19 protein-coding genes are annotated in these 23,134 nt (G+C 65.1%); 12 read left to right on the top strand and 7 right to left on the bottom strand.

Annotated elements, in window-relative coordinates; translation table 11 throughout:
- Positions 1–330 precede the first annotated feature (330 nt).
- From TVB01_RS13075 to sufU, 3 genes are all read left to right on the top strand, one after another.
- The gene (locus TVB01_RS13075; RefSeq protein WP_422456339.1) at positions 331–1,914 is read left to right on the top strand and encodes a sugar transferase; all 1,584 of its coding nucleotides are present in this window, start codon (positions 331–333) and stop codon (positions 1,912–1,914) included.
- Positions 1,915–2,066: 152 nt separating this feature from the next.
- The gene (locus TVB01_RS13070) at positions 2,067–3,416 is read left to right on the top strand and encodes an aminotransferase class V-fold PLP-dependent enzyme (protein WP_422456338.1); all 1,350 of its coding nucleotides are present in this window, start codon (positions 2,067–2,069) and stop codon (positions 3,414–3,416) included.
- The gene (gene sufU, locus TVB01_RS13065; RefSeq protein ID WP_422456337.1) at positions 3,413–3,880 is read left to right on the top strand and encodes a Fe-S cluster assembly sulfur transfer protein SufU; all 468 of its coding nucleotides are present in this window, start codon (positions 3,413–3,415) and stop codon (positions 3,878–3,880) included. Before TVB01_RS13070 ends, sufU begins: the two co-directional genes overlap by 4 nt.
- A 15-nt stretch (positions 3,881–3,895) precedes the next feature.
- Here the strand turns inward: sufU and TVB01_RS13060 are convergent, their stop codons facing one another.
- A complete protein-coding gene (locus tag TVB01_RS13060; RefSeq protein ID WP_422456336.1) occupies positions 3,896–5,575 on the bottom strand; it encodes an ATP-binding protein in 1,680 nt (559 codons plus the stop codon).
- Between the two features lie 121 nt (positions 5,576–5,696).
- On the opposite strand from TVB01_RS13060, the gene TVB01_RS13055 reads away from it, so the two are divergent.
- Positions 5,697–6,485 carry a response regulator transcription factor gene (locus TVB01_RS13055; protein WP_422456335.1) on the top strand — a complete coding sequence of 263 codons (789 nt, stop codon included), beginning with the start codon at positions 5,697–5,699 and terminating at the stop codon, positions 6,483–6,485.
- A gap of 30 nt (positions 6,486–6,515) precedes the next feature.
- Here the strand turns inward: TVB01_RS13055 and TVB01_RS13050 are convergent, their stop codons facing one another.
- On the bottom strand, positions 6,516–6,941 hold the full coding sequence (locus TVB01_RS13050; RefSeq protein WP_422456334.1) for an Hpt domain-containing protein: 426 nt from the start codon (positions 6,939–6,941) through the stop codon (positions 6,516–6,518).
- Positions 6,942–7,173: 232 nt separating this feature from the next.
- Positions 7,174–8,571 carry an NAD-dependent succinate-semialdehyde dehydrogenase gene (locus tag TVB01_RS13045; RefSeq protein WP_422456333.1) on the bottom strand — a complete coding sequence of 466 codons (1,398 nt, stop codon included), beginning with the start codon at positions 8,569–8,571 and terminating at the stop codon, positions 7,174–7,176.
- Between the two features lie 512 nt (positions 8,572–9,083).
- Here TVB01_RS13045 and TVB01_RS13040 point away from each other — a divergent pair.
- From TVB01_RS13040 to TVB01_RS13020, 5 genes are all read left to right on the top strand, one after another.
- Positions 9,084–9,587: an alternate-type signal peptide domain-containing protein gene (locus TVB01_RS13040; RefSeq protein WP_422456332.1), complete on the top strand. Its 504-nt coding sequence runs from the start codon at positions 9,084–9,086 to the stop codon at positions 9,585–9,587.
- 107 nt (positions 9,588–9,694) lie between these two features.
- On the top strand, positions 9,695–10,273 hold the full coding sequence (locus TVB01_RS13035) for a hypothetical protein (RefSeq protein ID WP_422456331.1): 579 nt from the start codon (positions 9,695–9,697) through the stop codon (positions 10,271–10,273).
- 8 nt (positions 10,274–10,281) lie between these two features.
- Positions 10,282–11,037 carry a signal peptidase I gene (locus TVB01_RS13030; RefSeq protein WP_422456330.1) on the top strand — a complete coding sequence of 252 codons (756 nt, stop codon included), beginning with the start codon at positions 10,282–10,284 and terminating at the stop codon, positions 11,035–11,037.
- Positions 11,037–11,957 (top strand): hypothetical protein, encoded by a 921-nt coding sequence (locus TVB01_RS13025; protein ID WP_422456329.1) that lies wholly within the window; start codon positions 11,037–11,039, stop codon positions 11,955–11,957. The genes TVB01_RS13030 and TVB01_RS13025 overlap by 1 nt, the downstream gene beginning before the upstream one ends.
- A complete protein-coding gene (locus tag TVB01_RS13020; RefSeq protein WP_422456328.1) occupies positions 11,954–12,727 on the top strand; it encodes a hypothetical protein in 774 nt (257 codons plus the stop codon). Before TVB01_RS13025 ends, TVB01_RS13020 begins: the two co-directional genes overlap by 4 nt.
- Before the next feature lie 16 nt (positions 12,728–12,743).
- On the opposite strand, the gene nhaA is transcribed toward TVB01_RS13020, so the two are convergent.
- From nhaA to TVB01_RS13000, 4 genes are all read right to left on the bottom strand, one after another.
- Positions 12,744–14,120 (bottom strand): Na+/H+ antiporter NhaA, encoded by a 1,377-nt coding sequence (nhaA, locus tag TVB01_RS13015; protein WP_422456327.1) that lies wholly within the window; start codon positions 14,118–14,120, stop codon positions 12,744–12,746.
- Between the two features lie 105 nt (positions 14,121–14,225).
- Entirely contained in the window at positions 14,226–14,447 is a 222-nt protein-coding gene (locus tag TVB01_RS13010) for an SCO4848 family membrane protein (RefSeq protein ID WP_227895022.1), read from the bottom strand.
- Between the two features lie 33 nt (positions 14,448–14,480).
- The gene (locus TVB01_RS13005; protein WP_422456326.1) at positions 14,481–14,978 is read right to left on the bottom strand and encodes a DUF2505 domain-containing protein; all 498 of its coding nucleotides are present in this window, start codon (positions 14,976–14,978) and stop codon (positions 14,481–14,483) included.
- 107 nt (positions 14,979–15,085) lie between these two features.
- On the bottom strand, positions 15,086–15,781 hold the full coding sequence (locus TVB01_RS13000; RefSeq protein ID WP_422456325.1) for a hypothetical protein: 696 nt from the start codon (positions 15,779–15,781) through the stop codon (positions 15,086–15,088).
- Between the two features lie 275 nt (positions 15,782–16,056).
- Between TVB01_RS13000 and TVB01_RS12995 the strand changes: the two genes are divergently transcribed.
- The 3 genes from TVB01_RS12995 to TVB01_RS12985 all read left to right on the top strand — a co-directional run bounded on the left by TVB01_RS12995 (position 16,057) and on the right by TVB01_RS12985 (position 22,402).
- Complete coding sequence (locus TVB01_RS12995; protein ID WP_422456324.1) at positions 16,057–17,760, top strand: M28 family peptidase; 1,704 nt, start codon at positions 16,057–16,059, stop codon at positions 17,758–17,760.
- Between the two features lie 271 nt (positions 17,761–18,031).
- Positions 18,032–21,646 carry a transcription-repair coupling factor gene (gene mfd / locus TVB01_RS12990; protein WP_422456323.1) on the top strand — a complete coding sequence of 1,205 codons (3,615 nt, stop codon included), beginning with the start codon at positions 18,032–18,034 and terminating at the stop codon, positions 21,644–21,646.
- Positions 21,647–21,664: 18 nt separating this feature from the next.
- Positions 21,665–22,402 carry a class I SAM-dependent methyltransferase gene (locus TVB01_RS12985; protein ID WP_422456322.1) on the top strand — a complete coding sequence of 246 codons (738 nt, stop codon included), beginning with the start codon at positions 21,665–21,667 and terminating at the stop codon, positions 22,400–22,402.
- Positions 22,403–23,134 lie beyond the last annotated feature (732 nt).

The following is a 23,134-nucleotide window of genomic DNA, read 5'->3' as shown; positions in this document are numbered from 1 at the left end:
CGAGGCAAGTAGCGCTTCCACGGGCCCCGAGTACACCCTGCCAACGGGTACGTGAACAGCGTCCTTTTTAGGGGTGGCGAATACTGATGCGGCGACTAGGACTTTGACATTGACTAAACAAAGTCAGTTCAGAAGTGCAAAGAAGGTCTCACATGCATCGCTCCAGCGTGACCCCCAGTACCGGTGGTCAAAATACTGGTTCCGTCAGCGTTACTCAAGGACAGGAACCTCCACAAGCGGAGCCGGCGACGTCGAAGTCTGCTGAGACCCAGACTTCCCCCCAGCCGTCGCCGGCTCCTTCCTCCCGGAGACCGGACAGGGGAATCTGAGATGGATTCACCTGCAGGTACAAAAAAGGCCCGGGTCCGCAGGCCGTCGGTTCACGAGGAGCATGCCGGGCGTTCCGCCCGGCAGCGGCCGCGCTGGCCCCAGCCCGAAGTCATTAGTGAACACTGGTCAGCCGTAAACCGGGAGCAGCCGAAGCCAAGACCGGCCGGCGAACCCTGGCGAAGAAAATACCGCGCAGGCCTGATCATCACCGATTTCGGCGTGACCGTCCTTGCCCTGGTGGCCGGGTGGGCCGCTGTCGTCACTGTGACCAGCAGGGGCTTCACCGTGCAGTCCCTGCAGCATGTAGGATTCCTCACCGTTCTGCTCCTGGTCTGGAACATCGGTCTGGCCGTTTACCGCACCAGGGAGGAGCGGCTGCTGGGTACCGGTGCGGATGAATACAAGCGCGTCGCGAACGCTACCCTGCGCATGTTCGGAGCTGTCGTCCTGGCGATGGTCCTCCTGCAGCGCAACATGCCCAGCACGGCATTGGCTGTTTCGCTGCCGCTCGGGCTGGCCGGGCTGCTGGCAGCCCGCTGGACCTGGCGCAAATGGCTGACGTCGCAGCGCAGGCTGGGACACTACCTTTCCCGGGTCGTGGTGTTCGGCGGCAGCGAAGATGTGGCATACGTGGTCAAGCAGGTTTCTGCCCACGCTTCGGCCACCTACCAGGTCTCAGGCATTGTGGTGCCCGAGGGTCCGGCACCAGATCTCGAGGAGGTGCTTGATCCTGACTGGACAGTTGAAACCGATCCGGAGCGAATCCCGGACCTGGTCAGGGAAGTGGGAGCGAACGCCGTTATTGTGGCGGGCCCGGTGCCCGGAGGCAACCGGTACATCAGGGAACTCGGCTGGAAACTGGAAAGCAGTTCCACCGAACTGATCCTGGCGTCAAGCCTGACCAATGTTGCTGGCCCGCGCATTCACTGGCGCCCTGTGGAGGGACTTCCGCTGATGCACGTGGAACTGCCGCAGTACAGCGGAGGCAAGCACGTCCTTAAACGTTTCCTGGACATTGTGCTGGCTTCGCTCGCCCTCATTGTGCTTTTTCCTGTGCTCACTGTCCTCTGCCTCATTGTCCGTTTGGACAGCGAGGGGCCGGTCATCTTCCGGCAGCAGCGGGTAGGCCTGCGGGGCAGGACTTTCCAGATGCTCAAGTACCGTTCCATGGTTGTTGACGCCGAACAGCGTTTGACCACGCTGCGCGCACGGAACCAAGGCGCCGGGGTGCTGTTCAAATTGAAGCACGATCCCAGGGTGACGCGCAGCGGACGCTGGATGCGGAAGTTCTCCCTGGACGAGCTTCCCCAGCTCTGGAACGTGCTCCGCGGAGATATGTCGCTGGTTGGTCCCAGGCCTCCGCTTCCCTCCGAAGTCAAGGGCTACGAAGGATCAACCCACCGGCGCCTGCTCATCAAGCCCGGACTTACCGGCCTGTGGCAGGTGAACGGCCGTTCCAACCTTCCCTGGGACGAGTCGATTCGTCTGGACCTGTTCTATGTGGAGAACTGGTCGGTCACCGGGGACCTGATGATTATGTGGCGCACGGTCAAGGTCATGGTTCAGCCTGAAGGGGCGTACTAACCACCAGCCGCCGCTCGCCGGTGTGTTGGGCCAAGAGGGACTTTTCCGGCGGAACTTAGGCCAGACTGATGTGCCCTCGCTTCCTCCCCGTGGGATGATTACGGAAGACTTATCTTTCCTAATGCATGCCCGTCAGCTGAGGAGTACTGAAAGTGCCCGTGGTTTCCACACCCGCTACCCTGCAGAGTGCCGGGCCGGCCGAGAACGCTGCCTTGGACGGCCTGGCGCTTAACAACGCCGAGGTTCTCCGGATCCGCAACGACTTTCCCATCCTGGACCAGCAGGTCAACGGTCACCCTTTGGTGTACCTGGATTCCGGAGCCACATCGCAGAACCCCCTGAGCGTCATTGAGGCGGAGCAGGAGTTCTACGAACAGCGCAATTCCGCCGTGCACCGCGGCGCGCACACCCTCGCCGTCGCAGCGACGGACGTCTTCGAGGACGCGCGTCGCACCATCGCCGATCTGGTGCATGCAGAGCCGGAGGAGATTGTGTGGACCTCCAATGCCACAGAGGCGCTGAACCTGGTGTCCTATGCGTTCTCCAATGCATCCGCGGGCCGGGGCGGCGAAGCGGCGCGACGCTTCGCGCTCGGGCCGGGTGATGAAATCGTGGTGACGGAGATGGAGCACCATGCCAATCTGATTCCCTGGCAGGAGCTTGCGGCCCGCACCGGTGCAGCACTCCGCTGGATTCCGGTGGACGACGCCGGTGCGCTGCGCCTTGAGGAGGCGGAGCAGGTCATCGGCCCGCGCACCCGGATCCTGGCGTTCACCCATGCCTCCAACGTGCTGGGCACCATCAATCCGGTGCAGGAGCTGGTGGCCATGGCCCGCCGGCACGGCGCCCTTGTGGTACTCGATGCCTGCCAGTCCGTGCCGCACCTGCAAGTGGACGTGAAGGCGCTGGACGTGGACTTTGCCGCGTTCTCCGGGCACAAGATGCTTGGCCCCACCGGAATCGGCGTGCTGTATGGAAAGTCCGAGCTGCTGAACGCCATGCCGCCGTTCCTCACGGGCGGATCCATGATCACCACGGTCACGATGGAAAAGGCCGAATACCTCCCGGCGCCGCAGCGCTTTGAAGCCGGCACGCAGCGCATTTCCCAGGCCATGGCGCTGGGTGCCGCAGCGAACTACCTGCAGGAAACCGGTATGGACCGGATCCATGCGTGGGAAATGGAGCTGGGCCGGCGCCTGGTCTCCGGGCTGGAAGCCATTGAGGGCATCCGCGTGGTGGGGCCGCCGTCGGGTGTTGAGCGCATTGGCCTGGCAGCGTTCGACGTCGAGGGTGTGCATTCGCACGACGTCGGCCAGTTCCTGGACGACAAGGGAATCGCGGTGCGGGTGGGCCACCATTGCGCGCAGCCGCTGCACCGCCGACTGGGCCTGGTGTCCACCACCCGGGCCAGCACCTACCTGTACAACACCACTGACGACGTCGATGCGTTCCTGGACGCGGTGGCCGGCGTGCGTCCGTTCTTTGGAGTCAAGCAGCCATGAGTTCGGAACTGCAGCAGCTGTACCAGCAGATCATTCTCGAGCATGCCAAGTTGCGGCACGGCGAAGGGCTCACTGAGGCGGGTGGAGACGTGCTGGTAGGGGAGTCCCACCAGCTGAACCCGACCTGCGGAGACGAGATTACGCTGCGGGCAACCCTGGGTCCTGAGGCCGGTGCAGGGACGATTGACGGGATCAGCTGGGAAGGGCAGGGCTGTTCCATCTCCATGGCGTCGGCCTCGGTGCTCGCGGACATGATGGCCGGGATGCCCAGGGACGAAGCACTGGGACTCGTGGATAACTTCCGGGAGGTCATGCGTTCCCGCGGCACCGTCGAGGCGGACGAAGAGGTGCTCGGTGATGCCGCTGCCTTCTCCGGTGTTGCCCGTTATCCCGCGCGGGTCAAGTGCGCGATGCTCGCATGGGTGGCGTTGGAAGAAGCTGTCCGGAGTGCTGCCGGCGCCTGATCCCCAGGGCACTTGTCACCGCTTCACGACGTGCTCCAGCGGGAGCTCCACCCTAAACGTTGTCCCCACTCCGGGTACCGAGGTCAGGGTTATTTTTCCACCGTGTGCCTCGACGATGTCCCTGGTGATCCCCAGGCCCAGGCCGACCCCGGGGATGGCCGCTTTCTTGACGGCTGCGGTCCGGAAGAAGCGGTTGAAGATCTCCGCCTGCTCCGCCTCGGACATACCCATGCCCTCATCCGAGACCTCCAGGACAGCGCATCCGTCCGCCCGCTCCACCCGGACCGTCACAGTGCTTCCGGAAGGAGAGTACTTGATGGCGTTGGAGATGAGGTTGTCCAGGACCTGCTGCACGCGCACGGCGTCGAAGCGGCCCCGGATGTCCTCTCCGGGCTGGATCCGCAGCCTGATCCCTGCCGCGAGGGCCCGCGGCACCGCGGAATCGGCTGCCGATCCAACCAGTTCCCTCAGGGAAAGGTCAGCAGGATCGAGGTGGACTGAGCCGGACGCCGTGGTCAGCAGATCCGCCACGAGAACCAGGAGCCGTTCAGCGTTCCGCATGGCCACGGTCAGCGACGTTCGCAGGGACGCTGAGAGACCGTCGTCTTCCGCTTCGCCGATGGCCAGGTCCAGATAGCCGATGATCGACGTCAGCGGGGTGCGGAGTTCGTGCGAGACGCTGGCAACAAAGTCCTCCTTGGCCCGCAGTGCGAGCACCATTTCCGTGACGTCCCCGAAAGCGACGACAGAACCGTTGAAGCCGCCGTTTTCACAGCCGAGCGGGCGGGCCGAAACGGTTAAAGCGCGCTGTTCAGCCCCGCGGCCCACCCAGACGAGGCAGTCGGAGAAGGCCTCGCGCCGCATGGCTCGGGCCAGGGGGCGCTCTTCCGCTGGAAGTGGGGTGAAGCCGTCCTGTCCGTAGATGTACATGTCCGCCTCAGTCCAGTTGCCCTCTTCCTTCGGGACGGCAAGCTTATGGGTGGCGAGTTGCCGGTTGTTCATAAGCATCACGTGGCCGTCCCTGGCCTGAACGACGACTCCGACGTCGATGGTGTCCAGTACCGCGTCCAGCAGCTCGGCCCGCCGTTTGCTGTCCGCCAGGCTCTGCTTCAATGCCAGGTCCTTCTCCTCCAGGGCCCTCTGCTGACCGGCGGCATCCTGGGTCATCACGGCAGCGGCCTTGTGCACGGCCAACATGACCAGGGGGATAAGAAGGGGCCTCAGGAAATCCGCGGCCACCGGTTCCGTTCCGTACAGGGGTGCCCAGATGATGAGCAGCGAACCTGCCACGGTGAGGATGCTGGCGCTGCGCGGGGCAAATCCGGACCAGGCGAGCCAGAGGACCGGGAACACCCCCAGCACCACCATGCCCGCTACATCGGGCTGGACCCCGCGGAAAAGAAGTGCAATAGCGAAAAAATCCAGGATGGGAATGACCCAATAAGCGGGCTGAAAGAATTTGTCCCACGGCAGGGCTATGGCAGCGGCGGAAAGCGCCATAACCAGGCACACGCCCGCCAGGAAATCAACGTCTGTGTACGCCTCACGCTTGACCGCATAAACAAGCGGAAGCGAAAACAATACAGCGGCGAAAAGCGGCAGCTGGCTCAGCGCGACGCGAAGCCGGAGATCGAGCTCGTGGAAGTCCCTGCGGATTCCCAGAAAGGACAGGGCCCTGCCCTTAAAACTGGACATGGCCAGATACCTCGCATTTTCGCAGTGATGAAGTGCCCAGTTTATGCATCGAAGCTGTAGGATGCCCAATGTAGTGGTGCGGATACACAGGTCTCAGCAGGACAGGAAAAACCGAAAAAGTATGGAAACACAGCGCGTTGCCGTCATCATTGAGGACGACAAAGACATCCGCGATCTTTTACACGCCGTACTCCAGCAGTCGGGTTTTGAAGTCCACGCAAGCCCAACCGGAGCCGACGGCGTCGAAGCGGTCCGGCGCCACAACCCTGCCGTCGTTACCCTGGATTTGGGTTTGCCGGACATTGACGGCTTTGAAGTGATCCGGCAGCTGCGCCTGTTCAGCGACGCCTACATCGTCATGCTCACCGCGCGCGCCGAAGAGCTCGATACGCTCATGGGGCTGGAAGCGGGAGCCGATGACTACATCACCAAACCCTTCAGGCCGCGGGAACTTCGTGCCCGCATTTCTGCCATGATGCGCCGTCCCCGCAAGGACGACAGCGCCGCCGCTGCGCGTGAACCCGCTGCAGCCGCAGACGCGCCGTCGCGGGCTGCCGAAACTCCAGTGCCGGACGCCGCTGAAGGCGTTTTCAACCACAACGGCCTGGTGCTCGACGCGGAGACAAGGACCACTCAGCTTTCCGGACGCGACGTCGAACTCACGCGTACGGAGTTCGACCTGCTGCATGCGCTGCTGGAGAGCGGCCGCCGCGTCCGCAGCAAGACTGACCTGGTTCGGCGGCTCCGCGGGGAAGAGTACGACACAGGCTCCTACATCAGCGACTCCGATGAACGCACCATCGAGGTGCACGTGGGAAACCTCCGCCGCAAGCTCGGCGACGACTCCCGGTCGCCCAACTGGCTCGAGACCGTCCGCGGGGTGGGCTACCGTCTGGCGCCGGCGAAATAGCAGTCCCGCCGTCCCTCAGGATGTTCCGCGCTACAGCCGGGACAGGGATTCGGACAGGGCTCTGACCGTCTCCTGACCACAGCTCTGCAGCGGATCAAGAAGCGACACCAGACCGGCGTGGTCAGCGGCGCCCACCATGTCCTGGGCAATTGACGCGTAGCCGGCAAGCCTGACGGCGCCCGCCATCTGGCTGGAGATCTTGATGCTGAGCACAACATCCATGGCGCCGGCGAAGTCGGGTTCCTCCAGCGCAGCGGCGAGCCGCTCGAACCGGCCGTTCCACATCTCGATGTAATTGTCCACGAACTGCCTGCAGGTCTCCCTTCCCATCTGCTCGCTCAGCTCATCCAGTGCTGCAGTGGAGGTCAGGGTGCGGGAGATCGGGCGCTCTTTGACGGCGATCACGCCGTTACCGGCGGGGCGGGAGCAATACTGCAGGCGCGGATTGCGCGCCAAGCAGGCACAGTGCTCTGGCGGGGAGACATGGGGGTCCTCCTGGAAGGGCAGCGGTCCCGCTGGTGGGGGACCGCAGTGGATCAGTACCACCAACGGTCCCACCCCCAGCTCAGGAACTGTCCCCGCGCAGGCTCAAGATCGCGGCAAGTTTGAAAGCGCACTGATCGCCGCGTAACTGCAGGCAGTGCCGGCACCGGGAGCGGTACGGGCACTGCCTGCAGTCCACTGCGTGCTAGTCGGCGATGTAGAACAGCCGCTTGTTGACGAATTCATCCATGCCCAGCGGGCCGAGCTCGCGGCCGTAGCCGGAGCGCTTAACGCCGCCGAACGGGATGTCCGCGCCTTCGCCCACGCCGTTGACGTTGGCCATGCCCACCTCAAGCTGCTGGGCGACCTTCCGGGCGCGTTCCTCGTCGGTGGAGAAAACAGCACCGCCCAGCCCGTAGTCCGAATCGTTGGCAAGCTTGACGGCTTCCTCGTCGCTGCCGACCTTGTAGACCACGGCCACCGGCCCGAAAAGCTCTTCGCGGTAGGCGCGCATCTCCGGGGTGATGCCGGTGAGTACAGCCGGGGCAAGGTAAGCGGAAGGCCCGTCGGAGAGGGTGCCGCCGGCGTGCAGGGTGGCGCCCTTGGAAACGGCGTCCTGGATCTGCTCGGCCAGCCCCTCCGCTGCAGCACGGGATGAGAGCGGAGCGTAGGTGCCTTCTGCGGCCTCCGCCGGGTCGCCGGGCTGCAGGCCCTTGGCCAGGTTGGTCAGCTCGGCCACGAAGTCATCGAAGATGCCTTCGCTGACGATCATGCGCTTGTTGGAGTTGCAGGCCTGTCCGGTGTTCTCCAGGCGGGTGGCCCAGGCGTTGGCCGCCGCTTCCTTAACATCCTCGGTGTCCAGCACCACGTAAGGGTCCGAACCGCCGAGCTCCAGCACTACCTTCTTCAGGTTCCTGCCGGCCAGTTCACCGATGATGGCGCCGGCGCGCTCGGAGCCGGTGAGGGAGACGCCCTGGATGCGGGGATCGGCAATGATGTCCGCGACCTGGCCGTGGCTGGCGAAAACATTCTGGTAGACGCCTGCGGGGACGCCGGCGTCGTCCATGATCTGCTGGATCGCCAGCGCCGACTTGGGGCAGGACTCGGCGTGCTTAAGGATGATGGTGTTGCCCAGCATCAGGTTGGGAGCTGCGAAGCGGGCCACCTGGTAGTAGGGATAGTTCCACGGCATGATGCCCAGCAGCGGGCCAACAGGCAGCTTCTGGATCACGGCACGGCCGCCGCCGATGGCCTTGATTTCCTGGTCTGCTGCCAGCGAGGGTCCTTCGGTGGCGAAGTAATTGAAAATCTCGGTGCAGTACTCGGCCTCACCCTCCGATTCGGGCAGCGGCTTACCCATCTCTTCGGTGATGATCGCAGCCAGTTCATCCTTGCGCTCGGTGAACAGCTCGGCGACGCGGGCTACGATGCTTCCGCGTTCCTCGATGGGGACCTCCCGCCAGGACTCAAAGGCCGCCTGCGATGCTGCTAGTGCTTCGTTGATTTCACCGTCGTCGGCCAGAGGGAATGCCTCGCCCGGCTCACCGGTAGCCGGGTTCACTACCTGGTAGGACCGGGCCGTTGTCTTGGAAGTGGTGGTCACGTCCGTGCTCCTTACGGGTAAATGCGGGTTATGTCATCATGCCGTGAAATTGGCCTGCGGGTAAACAAAAGGGCAGTCGGTGACGTAACGCGGCGGGCGGCTTTGACTACCGGGAAGCTGGTTCCGCGCGGCGAGAGGTACCCGCACGCCAGACATAAACCACGACGGTTCCAGCAGCAGGCCTGCCGGCAGGAACAGGACCAGGAGCCCGAGGGCATGGACCGGTTTTCTGCAGCGGCCCTTGATCGTGCTGCGGTGGCTGCATCCATTCCTCCGGATCGCTCGTTTTTCATACCCCTCAGCAGTAGAAACCGAGCGCTTGCAGGGCCCTCAGCTGCTGATTGCGCAGATGTTGCGGACGCCTTGCGGGGCCCTTGAGCATTGTCGCAATCATTTTGGCAACCCTGTGCCGGGACCGCCGGGTTTCTTGAGAAACGGATAGCAGATTAGGGCTGTCGGCGGGAATGGTTCCTGCTGCGGAATCAACTTTTAGGGGATACAGAATGAACAAGATGGCTAAAGGCGCACTGGCAACCGGCGTAGGCGTGGCACTGATGCTCGGCGGCGGCGGAACCCTGGCAATCTGGAACGACACCGAGACGGCCTTCGCGGGAAACATCGCTGCCGGTAACCTCGACATTTCCGCCGCGAACGGCGTGTGGATGAAGGCCGACGGCACTGTCATCAAGGATTTCGCCGCTTACCGGATTGTCCCGGGCGAGACCCTCCGCTTTGAGCAGGCCCTCGACATCACTCTGGAGGGCGAGGAACTGAAGGCTACCCTGGCTCCCACCTTCGCCGGCCTGACCGATGGATTCGCCGGCCAGCTGGACTACACCTACAGCATTGTCCAGAACAACAAGAAAATCGCCCCGAACCAGATCCTGACCGAGGCCAACGACGGCGCTGCGACCGCCACGGCCTCTGTCACGTTCAAGAAGAGCGCCGTCGGCGGCAAGGAAGCTGTCCAGGACCTGAGCAAGATCTCCTACAAGCTGCAGCAGGTCGCGCCTTAGTCACTGCTGGCCCTTGTTCATTCCGGCTGTGGGGGGGGGGGGGGCCCCGCCCCCCCCCCCCCCCCCCCCCCCCCCCCCACCGGACCCGCCCTCCTGGAAAGCAGACCATGGCTAAGAAGACAGCACTGAAGGCAACTGGACTCGTGTCCGGTGCCGTGCTGCTGGGCCTGCTGACCGTGCAGGGAACCTACGCCCTGTGGGACGCCGCGGTTCAGGCAACCACCGGAAATATCCAGGCCGCCACGTTCAACGTCGAAATGGACGGCGGCAACGGTTCCGTCATGATGGCACAGCCTGACGGCAGCGCCGGAACGGTGTCCCTGGCCACCACTGCACTCGGGGCCGTCGACGCCGGCGCATCGGTCTACGCCGGAGTCCGGCTCACCAACCACACAGACGCCGGCGGCGAGTTCACGCTCCGCGCAGCGGCAGGACAGGCGGACACCGGCAGCCTCGGCAGCCTCCTTACGGTCCACCAGCGCGCGGTCCCCGGTGCGGACCTCAACGCCTGCTACAACCCCGCTCTTTACACCGGGACTGCAGCCGGCTCCCTCGATATTCCCAAGCACGGATCGGGAGTTCTCTGTTTCGAGGTCAGCCTCGCGGCGACAGCCGGCGCAGAGGGCCAGGTATCCACCATCTCCATCCCGCTCACCGTCGAACAAATCGTCGAACACGAAGGATAGTGACGTCCATGTCATCTGGTCGCAGCAACAACTCGCCGGCGCTCCGTGCACTGAAGTTCACCGGTTCGGCCCTCAGCCTCGTGGCTATGTGCTTTGCCGCGCTGGCCGCCCTGGTGCTGATCATCGTTCCGTTGCTGACCGGATCGCAGACGTACTCCGTCCTGACGAATTCGATGGCACCGAAGTATGCCCCCGGCACGTTCCTTGTGGTGAAGCCGACGCCGGCTGACGACCTGAAGATCGGCGACGTTATCACCTACCAGATCGAGTCCGGGGATCCCACGGTCATCACGCACCGGATCATCGGTGTTGGCGCAGGGCAGAGCGGCGAACGTGTCTTCACGACCCAGGGGGACAATAACGACCTTGCCGACGAGAACCCGGTCCAGGAAGTCCAGATCCGCGGCAAGCTCTCCTACGCGGTCCCGTACGTCGGTTTCGTCGCCAACGGACTGGGCAACAGTGACCGCGGTGCGATCGCCCAGTGGGCGGCCGTTGGCCTGCTGGGATACGGAATCGTGCTCCTGGTCCGCGGCAGCCTGGAGAAGAAGCGCAAAGGGACCGAACCTGATCTGGATGCCGTACTGCTTGACCTGCCGCCGCGCAGCGATGCGCCGGCACAGACCAGGAACAGCGCCCTTCCGCACCTCCACCACAACGATGCATCCTTCCTGGGCGACGATCCGATCCTGCACGACTGCGACCACTGTGACCACGAAACAACAGCCCGCCGCGCAGCCGGTGCCGCGAGTGTGGCTGTCTGATGCATTCTCCCGTCCGGCCCACAGCCTCTTGGGGCGCGAGGACCGGCCTGGCAGCCCTGGCAGGAGGGCTGCTGGCCGCTGCGGCCCTCGCCGGCGCACCTTCCGCACAGGCGGCCGATGATTACCTGCAGGTCAGTCTGGACGGCGACACCTTCGGAACGTCCGTGAGCGGAGCAGTCTTTACCGAGGGCGTTCGCCTGGTTCCGGGAGAAGGAAGCACCGCCTCCGTCTGGATCCGGAATGCCGGACCCGAGGCAGCTTTCCTCAGCGTTGCCGCCGTCAGCCGGGACATGGACTCCGAACTTTTGGGCCATTTGTCCCTGGCCGCAACCCCCGCATCCATCAATGCCGGCACCGGAGAGCTCGGTCCCGCCGGAACGTGCACCGACCTTGACCTGGGAACGGGTATGCCGGCAGGCACCGACCGGCGGCTGGACCTGGCCGCAGGGCTTACCCTGGCCGCACCGAACAACACGATGAACAAACGGGGTTCCTTCGATCTCGTCTTCCTGCTCGAAGCAGCAGGGGAGGGAAACCGCCGGTCAGCCTGTGACGGCGTTGCAGGGGGTGACCGTCCCGTCCAGCTTCCCCAGACCGGGGCGTCACCGGGCTCGTCGCCTGCCGCTCCCACGGATGGAGCAGCAACGCTGGTGGTCCAGGGAACGCCGGCAGCCGCTAACGCGCCCGTGTTCGCAGGTCCGGCGCTGCAGGCAGCGCCTGCCGGTTTGCCTGCCCGGCCCGCTGCACAGCCCCCTGCTGCCGACGTTCCTGCGGACGTGGAACCGGCCTCGTTCATTGAGAGCACAGTCGAGCCAATCATCCGCACATGGCAGGGCACGCTCATGGTGCTTTTGGCCGTAGGCTTCTTTGCAGCTGCTGCTGCCCGTTCGCGCATCAGCCGGAAGCCGGCTTCAGCATGACTAAGGGATCCATGGACACGAACGACGACGCCCGGCAGCACCGCCGCGGCCACCTCAAACGGCTCGCTGGCCTGCCGGGTTCGCGCACTGCCGCTGCCGCGTTTGTCTTGACAGTGGCACTGGGCCTTGGCGGTCCAGCCGCCTATGCCTGGTGGAGCCAGCAGGGCACGGCAACGATCACGGTGACGGCGGGCAAGCCCACCGCACCGCCTGTGACGCCTCCGGCACCTTCGCCCACCCCGCCGGTTCCGACGACGCCGCCCACCACACCGGCACCTTCCCCGTCACCCACCGCACCGGTTCCAACGACGCCGCCGGTAACGGCTCCAGCGTCTCCGGTTGTGCCCACAGCCCTCACCTGCGCCAGGAATTCCAGCGTGGGAGGTTCAAACGGCGGGCGCGATACCACCGTCTCGTGGTCGGCTGCCGGAGCGCCGGAGGGAACCGCCACGATCATCGACATCATTCTCGTCAGCAAGAACGGCAAATCCGTGTCCGGCACGATGAGCTACGCAGTGCCCGGATCATCCGGGACGGTCGCGCTGGCAGCGCTTCCCGGCATCGAGCCGTTCCTGGCTGACGCGCACGGCAAGAACTCCAAGTTCAGCGTTGCCGTGCGCAACGCCTGGCTCAGCACGGCGATCTCGGCCCCCGTTGTCCTCGGCAGCCCGGTGGCTGTCGTGGGAACGCCGTCGGGCGCTCTGGCAAAGGACGGCTTCCAGTACAAAGAGAACGGTGACTGGTTCAACTGCCCCAACGGCGTTCAGTGATCGGCCGGGAAACCGCCTAGCCTCTCGGGTGGTCTTTGTCCTCGAAAACGTCCGGGATCCCATTGTCATCCGCATCGACGCGCTCCGCCTTTTCCAGCACGGCGTAGTGGCGGTTGCGGATGGTCAGCAGGACGGCGGCCAATACGGCGGCCAGCACGGAGGCAGCGAGGATGGCCACCTTGGCGTTGTCGTTGTGGGTCGAACCCACCTCGAAGCTGAGGTCGTTGACGAGCAGGGACACGGTGAAACCGATGCCGGCCAGGAGACCGATGCCGGTCAGGTCCACCCACTTCACGGACTTGTCCAGAGTGGCCTTGGTGGCGGAGGTCAGCACCCAGGTGGTCAGCAGGACACCGATCGGCTTGCCGATCACCAGTGCCGCGATGATCCCAAGGGCCACCGGGTCCATTAGTGCACCGGTCAGGCCCTCGAATCCGCCAATCGCAACGCCGGCGGAGAAGAACGCGAAGACCGGGACGGCGAAGCCGCTGGAGATCGGGCGGAAACGGTGTTCGAAGATTTCCGCCAGTCCCGGCTTGTCATCGTTCGGCGGGAGCGGCTTGCCGTCTGCTGTTCGGCGCAGTACCGGAACGGTGAAGCCAAGCAGGACGCCGGCCACTGTCGCGTGCACTCCGGAAGCGTGCATCAAGATCCAGGCGGCAACGGCCAGCGGAGCCAGGATCACCCAGAAGGGCCAGCGCCGGGCACCGAAGAACCGTGGTCCGCGCTGCACCAGGAAGGCGAAGGCCGCCAGCGGAATCAGCATCAGTCCCAGCATCGCCAGGTTCACGTCTTCAGAGTAGAAGAACGCGATGATGGTGATGGCGATCAGGTCGTCCACCACCGCGAGGGTCAGCAGGAAGATGCGCAGCGCAGTGGGCAGATGCGAACTGATGACAGCCAGGACCGCCAAGGCGAAGGCAATGTCGGTCGCCGTCGGGATGGCCCAGCCGCGCAGGCCGTCGGAACCCGCGAACACGTTCACGCCGACGAAAATCAGCGCCGGAATAACCACCCCGCCAAAGGCCGCTGCGACCGGAACGATTGCTTTGCTCAGCTGCCGCAAATCGCCGGCGACGAATTCCTTCTTGAGCTCCAGGCCCACGAGGAAAAAGAAGATTGCCAACAGCCCGTCAGCTGCCCAGGCGCCGACGCTCAGCTCCAAATGCCAGGGTTCATACCCGAAAGTGAAGTCCCGCAGGGCGAAGTAGCTCTCCGACGCCGGTGAGTTGGCCCAGATCAGGGCGGCCACGGTCGCGATCAGCAGCAGGACACCGCCGACGGTTTCCTTGCGCAGGATCTCTCCGATACGCAGATGCTCCCGGTAACTGTTCCGTCCGAAGAAGACGGGGGACGCGCCGGACGGCTCGGAGCTGGGCTCGCGTGAGGCCATGAAGGTTCCTATCAGTAAGTGGGTACGGCAGAATCACTGCCGACCAGACTTCCCGGCTCACCTACTTCAAGCCTACCGGTCCGATGCCCTCTCGGGGGGTATCGCCTAACCGGCCAGGGCCCGGACCCCGATGACGGCGGTAGCGATTCCGAAAATCATCGCCGTCGTGATCATCATCAGGTTGGTGGTCATAAAGCGGGTCGGGGCGCCGTTGGCGTCCCGTGCCTGCGGGTCCTTCAAGACCCGCCGGAGGAAGGGCAGCCAGGCGATGACCGACCAGAGGCCGGCAGCAATCAGGACAAACGCCAGGGGCGCAGTGAGTGTCACGGGAGTGTTCTCCTTAAGAACCGCTGGGCGGGCCTAGCTGTTTTCGATCCATTTGCCGGCCTGGGCTGCCTGGATGGTCAGCGCCTTGCCGATCATGGGTTCAGCAGCCTTGGCGATCTTGTCGCCCAGGAAGGGGATGGCGGAGCTGACAGTGCCCTCAACGTCCGTGCGCGTGCCCTCGGCGACGACCACAAGGCGCTGTACCGCGCTCACCTTCAGCGGCACGCCGCCGACGGAGAGATCGATAGCGGCCGTCCGGGAGCCGTCCGGGGCCGGGGCTTCCCAGTTTTCCTTCTGCGTGACGGTCAGCGAGCTTCCGACCAGCTTCTTCGCGACGTCGGGCAGCCGGTCTGTCGGGATGGACCGCACGGCGGTGAGCGTGAAGGGACCGGAGATGTCGCCGGCGACCTCCAGTGACACCAGGGAACCACCGACATGCTCGCTGAGGCTGCGGATGAATCCTTCATCCGTGTAGGTCTTCGTCAGCGTCGCGGCGTCGTAGGGCAGGGTGGTGGAAGCAGACAGGGCCATGGGGTCCTCCGGTAGGAAATGTGCGGCAGGCCCGGTTTTGCGCACCGGACCCGCCAAACATCCTAGTCGCTCTCGCCGGGCCGCCCCCAACACGGTCCCCGCGCCAGTCAGGGAATGCGCACGCACCCGACGATCTGCATGCCCGTGTCCTGCAGCACCAGAGAATCACCGGAGGCGTTGTCCGGCACCACAAACGGCACAGTGACCGTGGCGGATGCTGAGCCGTCGGAGGCGGTGGTGAAGTCCAGCACCACGCTGGCGTTGGGGTTGTCCCCGCTGCCCTCATGGATGTACTCCGGCCCGATGTCCCCGGGGCTCTCAGCGCACGGGCCCTCGTGCAGGATGCCCTGGTACGTTGCGCTCGCCGGGAAGTCCTGGAGCTGCATGTCGACGGTGGTGTCCATGTCCGTTTCCGAGATTGTCAGTTCCATCTCGGCCCCCTCCGGGATCAGGGACTCCGTGTCCCCGGTGGGGTACGACGTCGCAATGGCGTTCTCACACCACGGACCGAAGGTGCCCTCGATCACCCCGCCTTCCAGCGGCGTCGGGGAGGTGTCCGGGCAGCGGTCGGCGGCGACGGTGCGGCCCGGGCCGGCCGCCTCGCACGAGGCCGAGGTCGCTTCGGGTCCGGTTTCGCAGTCGCTGGGCAGGGTGGACGACGCCGCCGAGGAGGTGGCGTTGTTGGCCGTGTCCTCCTGGTTTCCGGCGTTGGTGCAGGCCGTGAAGAAGAGCGAAACCGCAGTCAGCGCGACGAGCACTAACAAGTTCCTGCGTCCCGCGGCGAGTCCCGGGTTGCGTTTCATGGGGGCGGCCTCCGATGAGCTGTGGACAGAGCGTTGCGGTGATGCCGTGCCCTTCAAGCGTTACAGCAGGTGCCGCAGAAAACCACACCCGCCCTCGTCAGAGGGGGAACCTAGCGGAAAACCCCGGCTTTGAGAAGGCCGCCCGCCGTTATTGGGCCACAGAACCACGGTGGCCTGTTAGGAGTCCGAAGTATTCCCATACCATCGCGGCACGGCTTGTGTCCCGGGGGCGGCGCACTCAAAGCCATCCATTCACTCGCACTCTTAGGGGAACGATGAAACTTAGTAAATCCATGCGCGGGGCAGCTCTCGCGGCAACGATTGTCCTCACGGTGTCGGCCGGAGCGCCGGCATTTGCTGCCGAGGTCAATTCAGGGGGCAAGGGCAGCTCACAGCAGGGGCCGGGGCACGGCAAGCCGGGACACCCGGGCAATCCGGGGAAGCCGGGACACCCGGGAAATCCGGGGAAGCCGGATAAGCCCGGCAAGCCGGGAAATCCTGGGAAACCTGATAAGCCCGGCAAGCCGGGAAACCCGGGTAAGAGCGATTCCGCGAAACTTCGCGACAAGGTGAGCCTGAAGGGCCTGATGGGTCACCTCGAGGCGTTCCAGGCAGCAGCGGATGCCAATGGCGGCAACCGTGCGGCAGGTACCCCCGGCTACGAGGCCACCGCCCAGTACGTGGAGAAGCAACTGCGGAAGGCAGGCTACGAGCCGTTCCGCCAGGCGTTCACCTATGAGCAGTTCATCATCAACGGGGAATCGCTGGAGCAGGTCAGCCCGGATCCCGTTGTCTACACCGCCGGGACTGACTACCGCACCATGAGCTACTCGGGACCCGGGGACGTCACTGCAGAAGTGACCGCGGTGGACATCAATCTCACAGGTGACCGCGCCAATACCTCCGGTTGTGAGGCGGCGGACTTTGCCGGTTTCACGGCCGGAAACATCGCATTGATGCAGCGCGGCACCTGTCCCTTCTCGGACAAGGTAGCCAATGCGGCGGCGGCCCGCGCCGCGGCCGCGATCGTCTTCAACCAGGGCGTGATACCCACGGAGGACCGCACGGGCTTGGTCAACGGAACCCTGGGCGGCGTGACGTCGGCTATTCCCGCCGTCGGCACCACCTACGCGCTCGGCGAGGCACTCGCCGCCACGGCAGGTGCAGCGGTTCACGTGGTCGTGGACTCGACAGTCCAGCAAACGGAAACCTTCAACGTTATTGCGGACACGCCCAAGGGTGATCCGACCCGGCAGGTAGTCGTGGGCGCCCACTTGGACTCAGTGCAGGAGGGCGCGGGGATCAATGACAACGGCAGTGGTTCCGCCGCCACCCTGGAAACCGCGATCCAGCTCGGCAAGACGGGCAAATTCAAGCTCGAGAACCAGGTGCGGTTCGCCTTCTGGGGAGCTGAGGAAGACGGCCTGGTGGGATCCACCGAATACGTTGGGCAGCTCAGCGAGACCGAACTGGCCAACACCATGCTCAACCTGAACTTCGACATGGTGGGCTCCGTCAACGGAGCACGGTTCATTTACGACGGCGACGGTGATGCCTTCGGCCTGACGGGCCCCACCGGATCGGACGTTATTGAGGGGGTCTTTGAGGATTACTTCGCCTCGCAGGGACTGGCCTCGGCACCGACTGACTTCAGCGGCCGCTCCGACTACGCGGCGTTCATCGACGCGGACATTCCCGCCGGCGGCCTGTTCACCGGCGCCGAGGACGTGAAGACGGAAGCTGAAGCAGCGATCTTCGGCGGCACCGCCGGGATCTCCTACGATCCCTGCTACCACAGCACGTGTGACGACCTGAGCAATATCGACAAGAAGCTCTTCCACGAGATGTCCGACGCGGTGGCACACACCGTGCTGACCTTCGCACAGACGGATGCGGACATCCGCGGCGGTGCCGGAGTTTCCTCCGCACGTGCCCTGCCCGCTGCGCCTGAGTACCGCGGACACGAGGCACTGCGCTAGAAACTGCAACCACCGGGAAGGCCGTCCACAGGGAACTGTGGGCGGCCTTGCTGTTGCGCCCTGTTCGATACATCGAGAGGACAGTTACGGCTCTTTTGAACGCTGAAACGAGCCGTAACTGTCCTCTCGATGGTGAAGGGAACAAGACTTCGCCCTCAGCTGTAAGCCCGGTGCCCGCAGCCTGGCAGCGGGTAGGCTGGAATTACCTACCCGGGGTTGATTGCCAGCTTCGGGTTCTTGCGTTGCCTGCCCTGAAGGAGATATCCCCGCAATGAGCCTGAACGGTCTGCGCGCCGCCCTCGCCGAGGACCCGTCCTACGCCCGCCTTCGGGCGCACTCCGCACGTCCGCCGGCACAGCGCAGCCAGGACCTTGAGATCGGTGCACCGCAGGGAATGCGCGCCGCCCTGCTGGCGGAGATGGTGGATGGCCTGGCGGAAGCGCACGATGGCGGTTCGGGCGACACAACAGGCGCGCCGCCGGTAGTCCTGGCCGTTACTGCCACCGGGCGGGAAGCCGAAGACCTTGCCGCAGCCCTGCGCAGCTACCTGCCGCTGGCGGGGATCGAGGAGTTCCCCTCCTGGGAAACCCTGCCGCACGAACGGCTCTCGCCCCGCTCGGACACCGTGGGGCGCAGGCTTTCCGTCCTGCGCCGGCTCGCCCATCCCGGCAATGATCCGGTACAGATCGTGGTGGCTCCGGTCCGCGCCGTCGTGCAGCCCCTGGTCAAAGGACTCGGGGACCTCGAACCGGTCTCCCTGGCGGTAGGGGATGAGCGCCCGTTCGATTCCGTGGTCAAGGCGCTCGCCGACGCCGCCTATGCCCGCGTGGACATGGTTTCGCACCGCGGCGAGTTCGCCGTGCGCGGCGGCATCCTGGACGTTTTCCCGCCCACCGATGACCATCCCATCCGCATCGACTTCTTCGGCGATGAGGTGGAATCCATGCGCTGGTTCGCCGTCGCCGACCAGCGCACCCTCACGGGCGAGCACGTCATCCATCCCAAGGAGCTCTACGCGCCGCCCTGCCGTGAACTGCTGATCACTCCGGCGGTCATGAGCCGGGCGGCGAAGCTGAAGGACCAAATGCCCGCCGCAGCGGACATGCTCGAGAAGCTCGCCGGCGGGATCGCCGTGGAGGGCATGGAATCCCTCGCGCCGGTGCTGGTGGATGACATGGTGCCGCTGATGGCGCAGCTGCCGGCCGGCTCCATCTCGGTGGTCATCGAGCCCGAGAAAGTCCGCGCCCGCGCCCATGACCTCGAATCCACCAACGAAGAATTCCTCGCCGCCGCCTGGGCCACTGCGTCCGACGGCGGTGCGGCGCCGGTCGATCTCTCCGCCGGGCTCAGCGCAGACCTGGAAGCCGCGAGCTTCCGTTCCCTGACGGACACCCGTTCCGCGGCCCTGGCGAACGACGTCGCGTGGTGGGCCATCACCTCCTTCAACCCGGACGATGAAACCGTCCTGGACATCGACACCCTGACCATCAACGCGCGTGAACCGCGCGGCTACAAGGGCGACGTCGCGGAGATGATGGAGTTCATCGGCTCCCGGGTGCGGGACCAGTGGCGCGTCGTCGTCGTCACCGAAGGACCCGGCCCGGCAGCCCGGCTGGCTGAACTGTTCCACGACAATGACATCCCGGCCACCCGGGTGGAGTCCCTGGACTCCGAACCGCAGCGGGGCATCATCGAAATCACCACGGCCAGCGCCGGGCGCGGCTTCGTGTTCGACAACCTCAAGACCGGCCTGCTCACGGAAGCGGATCTGCTGGGCCGCGCCAGTGCCAACTCGACCCGCGACATGCGCAAGATGCCCTCGCGGAGGCGGAACGCCGTCGACCCCCTGCAGCTGCAGGAAGGCGACTACGTGGTGCACGAACAGCACGGTGTCGGGCGGTTCGTGGAACTGCTCCAACGTGCCACCGGTGCCGGCACGAACAAGACGGTCCGGGAGTACCTGGTGCTCGAGTACGCACCGGCCAAGCGCGGGGCGCCCGGGGACCGGCTGTTCGTGCCGACCGACCAGCTGGACCAGATCACCCGGTACGTGGGCGGTGAGACTCCGGTGCTGTCCAAGATGGGCGGCTCGGACTGGGCCAAGACCAAGTCCCGGGCGCGCAAGGCAGTCAAGGAGATCGCAGGCGAGCTGATCCGGCTCTACTCCGCCCGCATGGCCTCCCGCGGCCACGCCTTTGGCCCGGACACTCCCTGGCAGCGTGAACTCGAAGAAGCGTTCCCCTATGTGGAGACCCCGGACCAGCTGACCACCATCAATGAGGTCAAAGCGGACATGGAACGCGAGATTCCCATGGACCGCCTGGTGTCCGGCGACGTCGGCTACGGCAAGACCGAGATCGCGGTGCGCGCCGCGTTCAAGGCGGTGCAGGACGGTAAACAGGTCGCGGTGCTGGTGCCGACGACGCTGCTCGCCCAGCAGCACATGGAAACCTTCAGCGAACGCTTTTCCGGGTTCCCGGTCCGGGTCGCCACGCTCTCGCGCTTCCAGACCGGCAAGCAGGCCAAGGAAGTCATTGAGGGCGTACTGAACGGATCCGTGGACGTGATCATCGGAACGCACCGCCTGCTCTCCCAGGAGGTCCAGTTCAAGGACCTGGGCCTGGTGATCGTGGATGAAGAGCAGCGCTTCGGCGTCGAACACAAGGAAGCGCTCAAGAAACTGCGCACCAACGTGGATGTGCTGGCCATGAGCGCCACTCCGATTCCGCGCACCCTGGAAATGTCCCTGACCGGGATCCGGGAAACCTCCACGCTGGCCACTCCGCCGGAAGAACGGCACCCGGTCCTGACCTATGTTGGCCCGTACACGGACAAGCAGGCGTCCGCGGCGATCCGGCGCGAGCTGATGCGCGAGGGCCAGGTCTTCTTCGTCCACAACCGGGTCTCCTCGATCGACCGGACCGCCGCGCACCTGCAGGAGCTGGTCCCGGAGGCGCGGATCGCCGTCGCGCACGGCCAGATGAGCGAATCAAAGCTCGAGCAGATCATCGTGGACTTCTGGGAGAAACGGTTCGACGTGCTGGTGTGCACCACCATCATCGAAACCGGCCTGGACATCTCCAACGCCAACACCCTGATCGTGGACCGGGCCGATCACTTTGGCCTCTCCCAGCTGCACCAGCTGCGCGGCCGTGTGGGCCGCGGCCGGGAACGTGCCTACGCGTATTTCCTGTACCCGTCAGAGAAGCCGCTGGGCGAGGTGGCGCTGGAACGGCTCAAGGCCGTCGCTGCGCACAACGAACTCGGTGCGGGCATGCAGCTGGCGATGAAGGACCTGGAGATCCGCGGGGCAGGCAACCTGCTCGGTGGGGAGCAGTCCGGGCACATCGCCGGAGTCGGTTTCGACCTGTACATCCGGCTGGTCGGTGAAGCCGTTGCGGACTACCGCGGTGAGGCGGAGGAGAAGGCCGCGGAGATGAAGATCGAGCTCCCGGTCAATGCGCATCTGCCGCACGATTATGTTCCGGGGGAGCGGCTGCGGCTGGAGGCCTACCGGAAGCTGGCTTCGGCGCTGACGAACGAGGCGATCGACGAGGTCCTCGCCGAACTCGTGGACCGCTACGGCGAGCCGCCGCAGGAGGTGAAGAACCTCATCGACGTCGCCCGGTTCCGGGTGGATGCCCGCGAGGCCGGGCTGACCGACGTCGCGCTGCAGGGCAACTTCATCAGGTTCTCGCCGGGGGACCTTCCCGAGTCCCGGGTCATGCGACTGCAGCGCATGTATCCCGGCGCGCAGGTGAAGCCGGCGCTGAACTCGGTGCTCATCCCGAAGCCGAAGACGGCGAAGATCGGCGGCCGGGACCTGCAGGATGCCGAGGTGCTGCAGTGGGCGCACCAGGTGCTGGACGCGATCTTCAAGGAGTAACCGGCGTAGGGTCGGGGGATGCCGGACGCGATCTTCTCCCATCCCAGGCTCGCCCGGGTGTACGACGCCCTTGAAGGCGGCCGCAGCGACCTCGACACGTATCTTCGCCTGGCGGCGGATGCCGGGGTGAAGGCGGTTCTCGACGTCGGCTGTGGAACGGGCACGCTGGCGTGCCTTCTCGCAGCGGGGGGTGTGGAAGTGGTCGGGGTGGACCCGGCGTCGGCTTCCGTTCGAGTTGCGCGCACCAAGCCGGGTGCCGAAAAAGTCACCTGGATGGTGGGAACCGCCCCGGACGCTGCCGCGGACCCCGCGAACTACCAGCGGTTCGGTCTCGCCACCATGACGGCGAACGTGGCGCAGGTGTTTTTGTCGGACGCTGAATGGATTTGTACCCTCCGTGCAGTTCATAGCTGCCTGCGCCCCGGCGGGATGCTTGCTTTTGAAACCCGGAATCCGGCGGACCGGGCTTGGGAAAGATGGACGAAGGAACGTTCCCATCAGGTGGTCGACACCGGGGCCGAAGGGCTCGTCGAGGACTGGGTGGAGGTGACAAAGGTGGACGGTGAGCTGGTGAGCTTCGAATCGCCTACGGTTTTCCATTCGGACGGCGAACGGGTGGACTCGACCAGCACCCTGCGCTTCCGGAGCCAGGACGCGCTGCGGTCCTCCCTTGCGGAGGCCGGATTCAGGGCAGTGGAGATCCGGGATCTCCCATATGCGCCGACCCGCGGGTGGCTGGTGCTGGCAAGCGCCTGACCGGGGAGGGTTCATCAGGCTGAGGGAGCCACGACCCGGGCGGGAAGATGCGCGTGCTCACGCCGGGTGCTCACGCCGGGTGCTCACGCCGGGTGCTCACGCCGGGTGCTCACGCCGGGCGCTCACGCCGGGCGCTCACGCCGGGCGCTCACGCGGGGTTCTCACGCCGGGCGGTCCGGGTGCCGCTGGGCGCCGGGACATCCTTTGGGGAGATAACGTCCTGTGGAGAGCGCTTCCTTCAACCTGCGGGGAGTTGACGTCGCTTGGGGAGCTTCAGAACGACTGTATCTCCCCAAAGGTTTTTGGGAACGGTGTCTTTAGAGCGTTGTCCCCCCCCCGAATGTTGGACGGTGGCGGGCCGAGCCAGGGGCACGCCCCGCAGCACCATGCCGGCCACCCCGCCCGTCACCCGGGTGCCAGCAGCGGAATCCATTGTCGCGATACCGCTGTTTAGCGGGGAGTGCCGGTATTCATTGCTGCAGTAACGCCCCTTTTAGCGTTCCGGAGCCACGTTATTGCAGCAGAGGATCTGCGAAAGGGCTGGTAACTGCGTTATTGCAGCAAAGGATGAGCATGGCCCGCCAGCCACCCCGTACCCGCGACGCCAAACATGCGCATCGCAACAGCCCAGCCCCACGTGGAACCCCGCACGCCCCACGCAGCAGCCCCAGAAATGCGTGCCTCCTTCCGGGGGGGGAGCGGGCCGGAGGCGGCCCGCCGCGTAGGGGCACC

The organism is Arthrobacter sp. 7Tela_A1 (genome assembly GCF_049311065.1).
GTDB lineage: Bacteria > Actinomycetota > Actinomycetes > Actinomycetales > Micrococcaceae > Arthrobacter_B.
The sequence above is the reverse complement of the archived record's forward strand: the minus strand, read 5'-3'. Positions and strand labels throughout refer to the sequence as shown.

Coding starts and splice junctions, on each gene's coding strand:
- TVB01_RS13075 (WP_422456339.1), top strand. CDS start 331: ATGGATTCACCTGCAGGTACAAAAAAGGCCCGGGTCCGCAGGCCGTCG.
- sufU (WP_422456337.1), top strand. CDS start 3,413: ATGAGTTCGGAACTGCAGCAGCTGTACCAGCAGATCATTCTCGAGCAT.
- TVB01_RS13060 (WP_422456336.1), bottom strand. CDS start 5,575: ATGTCCAGTTTTAAGGGCAGGGCCCTGTCCTTTCTGGGAATCCGCAGG.
- TVB01_RS13055 (WP_422456335.1), top strand. CDS start 5,697: ATGGAAACACAGCGCGTTGCCGTCATCATTGAGGACGACAAAGACATC.
- TVB01_RS13040 (WP_422456332.1), top strand. CDS start 9,084: ATGGCTAAAGGCGCACTGGCAACCGGCGTAGGCGTGGCACTGATGCTC.
- TVB01_RS13035 (WP_422456331.1), top strand. CDS start 9,695: ATGGCTAAGAAGACAGCACTGAAGGCAACTGGACTCGTGTCCGGTGCC.
- TVB01_RS13030 (WP_422456330.1), top strand. CDS start 10,282: ATGTCATCTGGTCGCAGCAACAACTCGCCGGCGCTCCGTGCACTGAAG.
- TVB01_RS13025 (WP_422456329.1), top strand. CDS start 11,037: ATGCATTCTCCCGTCCGGCCCACAGCCTCTTGGGGCGCGAGGACCGGC.
- TVB01_RS13020 (WP_422456328.1), top strand. CDS start 11,954: ATGACTAAGGGATCCATGGACACGAACGACGACGCCCGGCAGCACCGC.
- nhaA (WP_422456327.1), bottom strand. CDS start 14,120: ATGGCCTCACGCGAGCCCAGCTCCGAGCCGTCCGGCGCGTCCCCCGTC.
- TVB01_RS13005 (WP_422456326.1), bottom strand. CDS start 14,978: ATGGCCCTGTCTGCTTCCACCACCCTGCCCTACGACGCCGCGACGCTG.
- TVB01_RS13000 (WP_422456325.1), bottom strand. CDS start 15,781: ATGAAACGCAACCCGGGACTCGCCGCGGGACGCAGGAACTTGTTAGTG.
- TVB01_RS12995 (WP_422456324.1), top strand. CDS start 16,057: ATGAAACTTAGTAAATCCATGCGCGGGGCAGCTCTCGCGGCAACGATT.
- mfd (WP_422456323.1), top strand. CDS start 18,032: ATGAGCCTGAACGGTCTGCGCGCCGCCCTCGCCGAGGACCCGTCCTAC.
- TVB01_RS12985 (WP_422456322.1), top strand. CDS start 21,665: ATGCCGGACGCGATCTTCTCCCATCCCAGGCTCGCCCGGGTGTACGAC.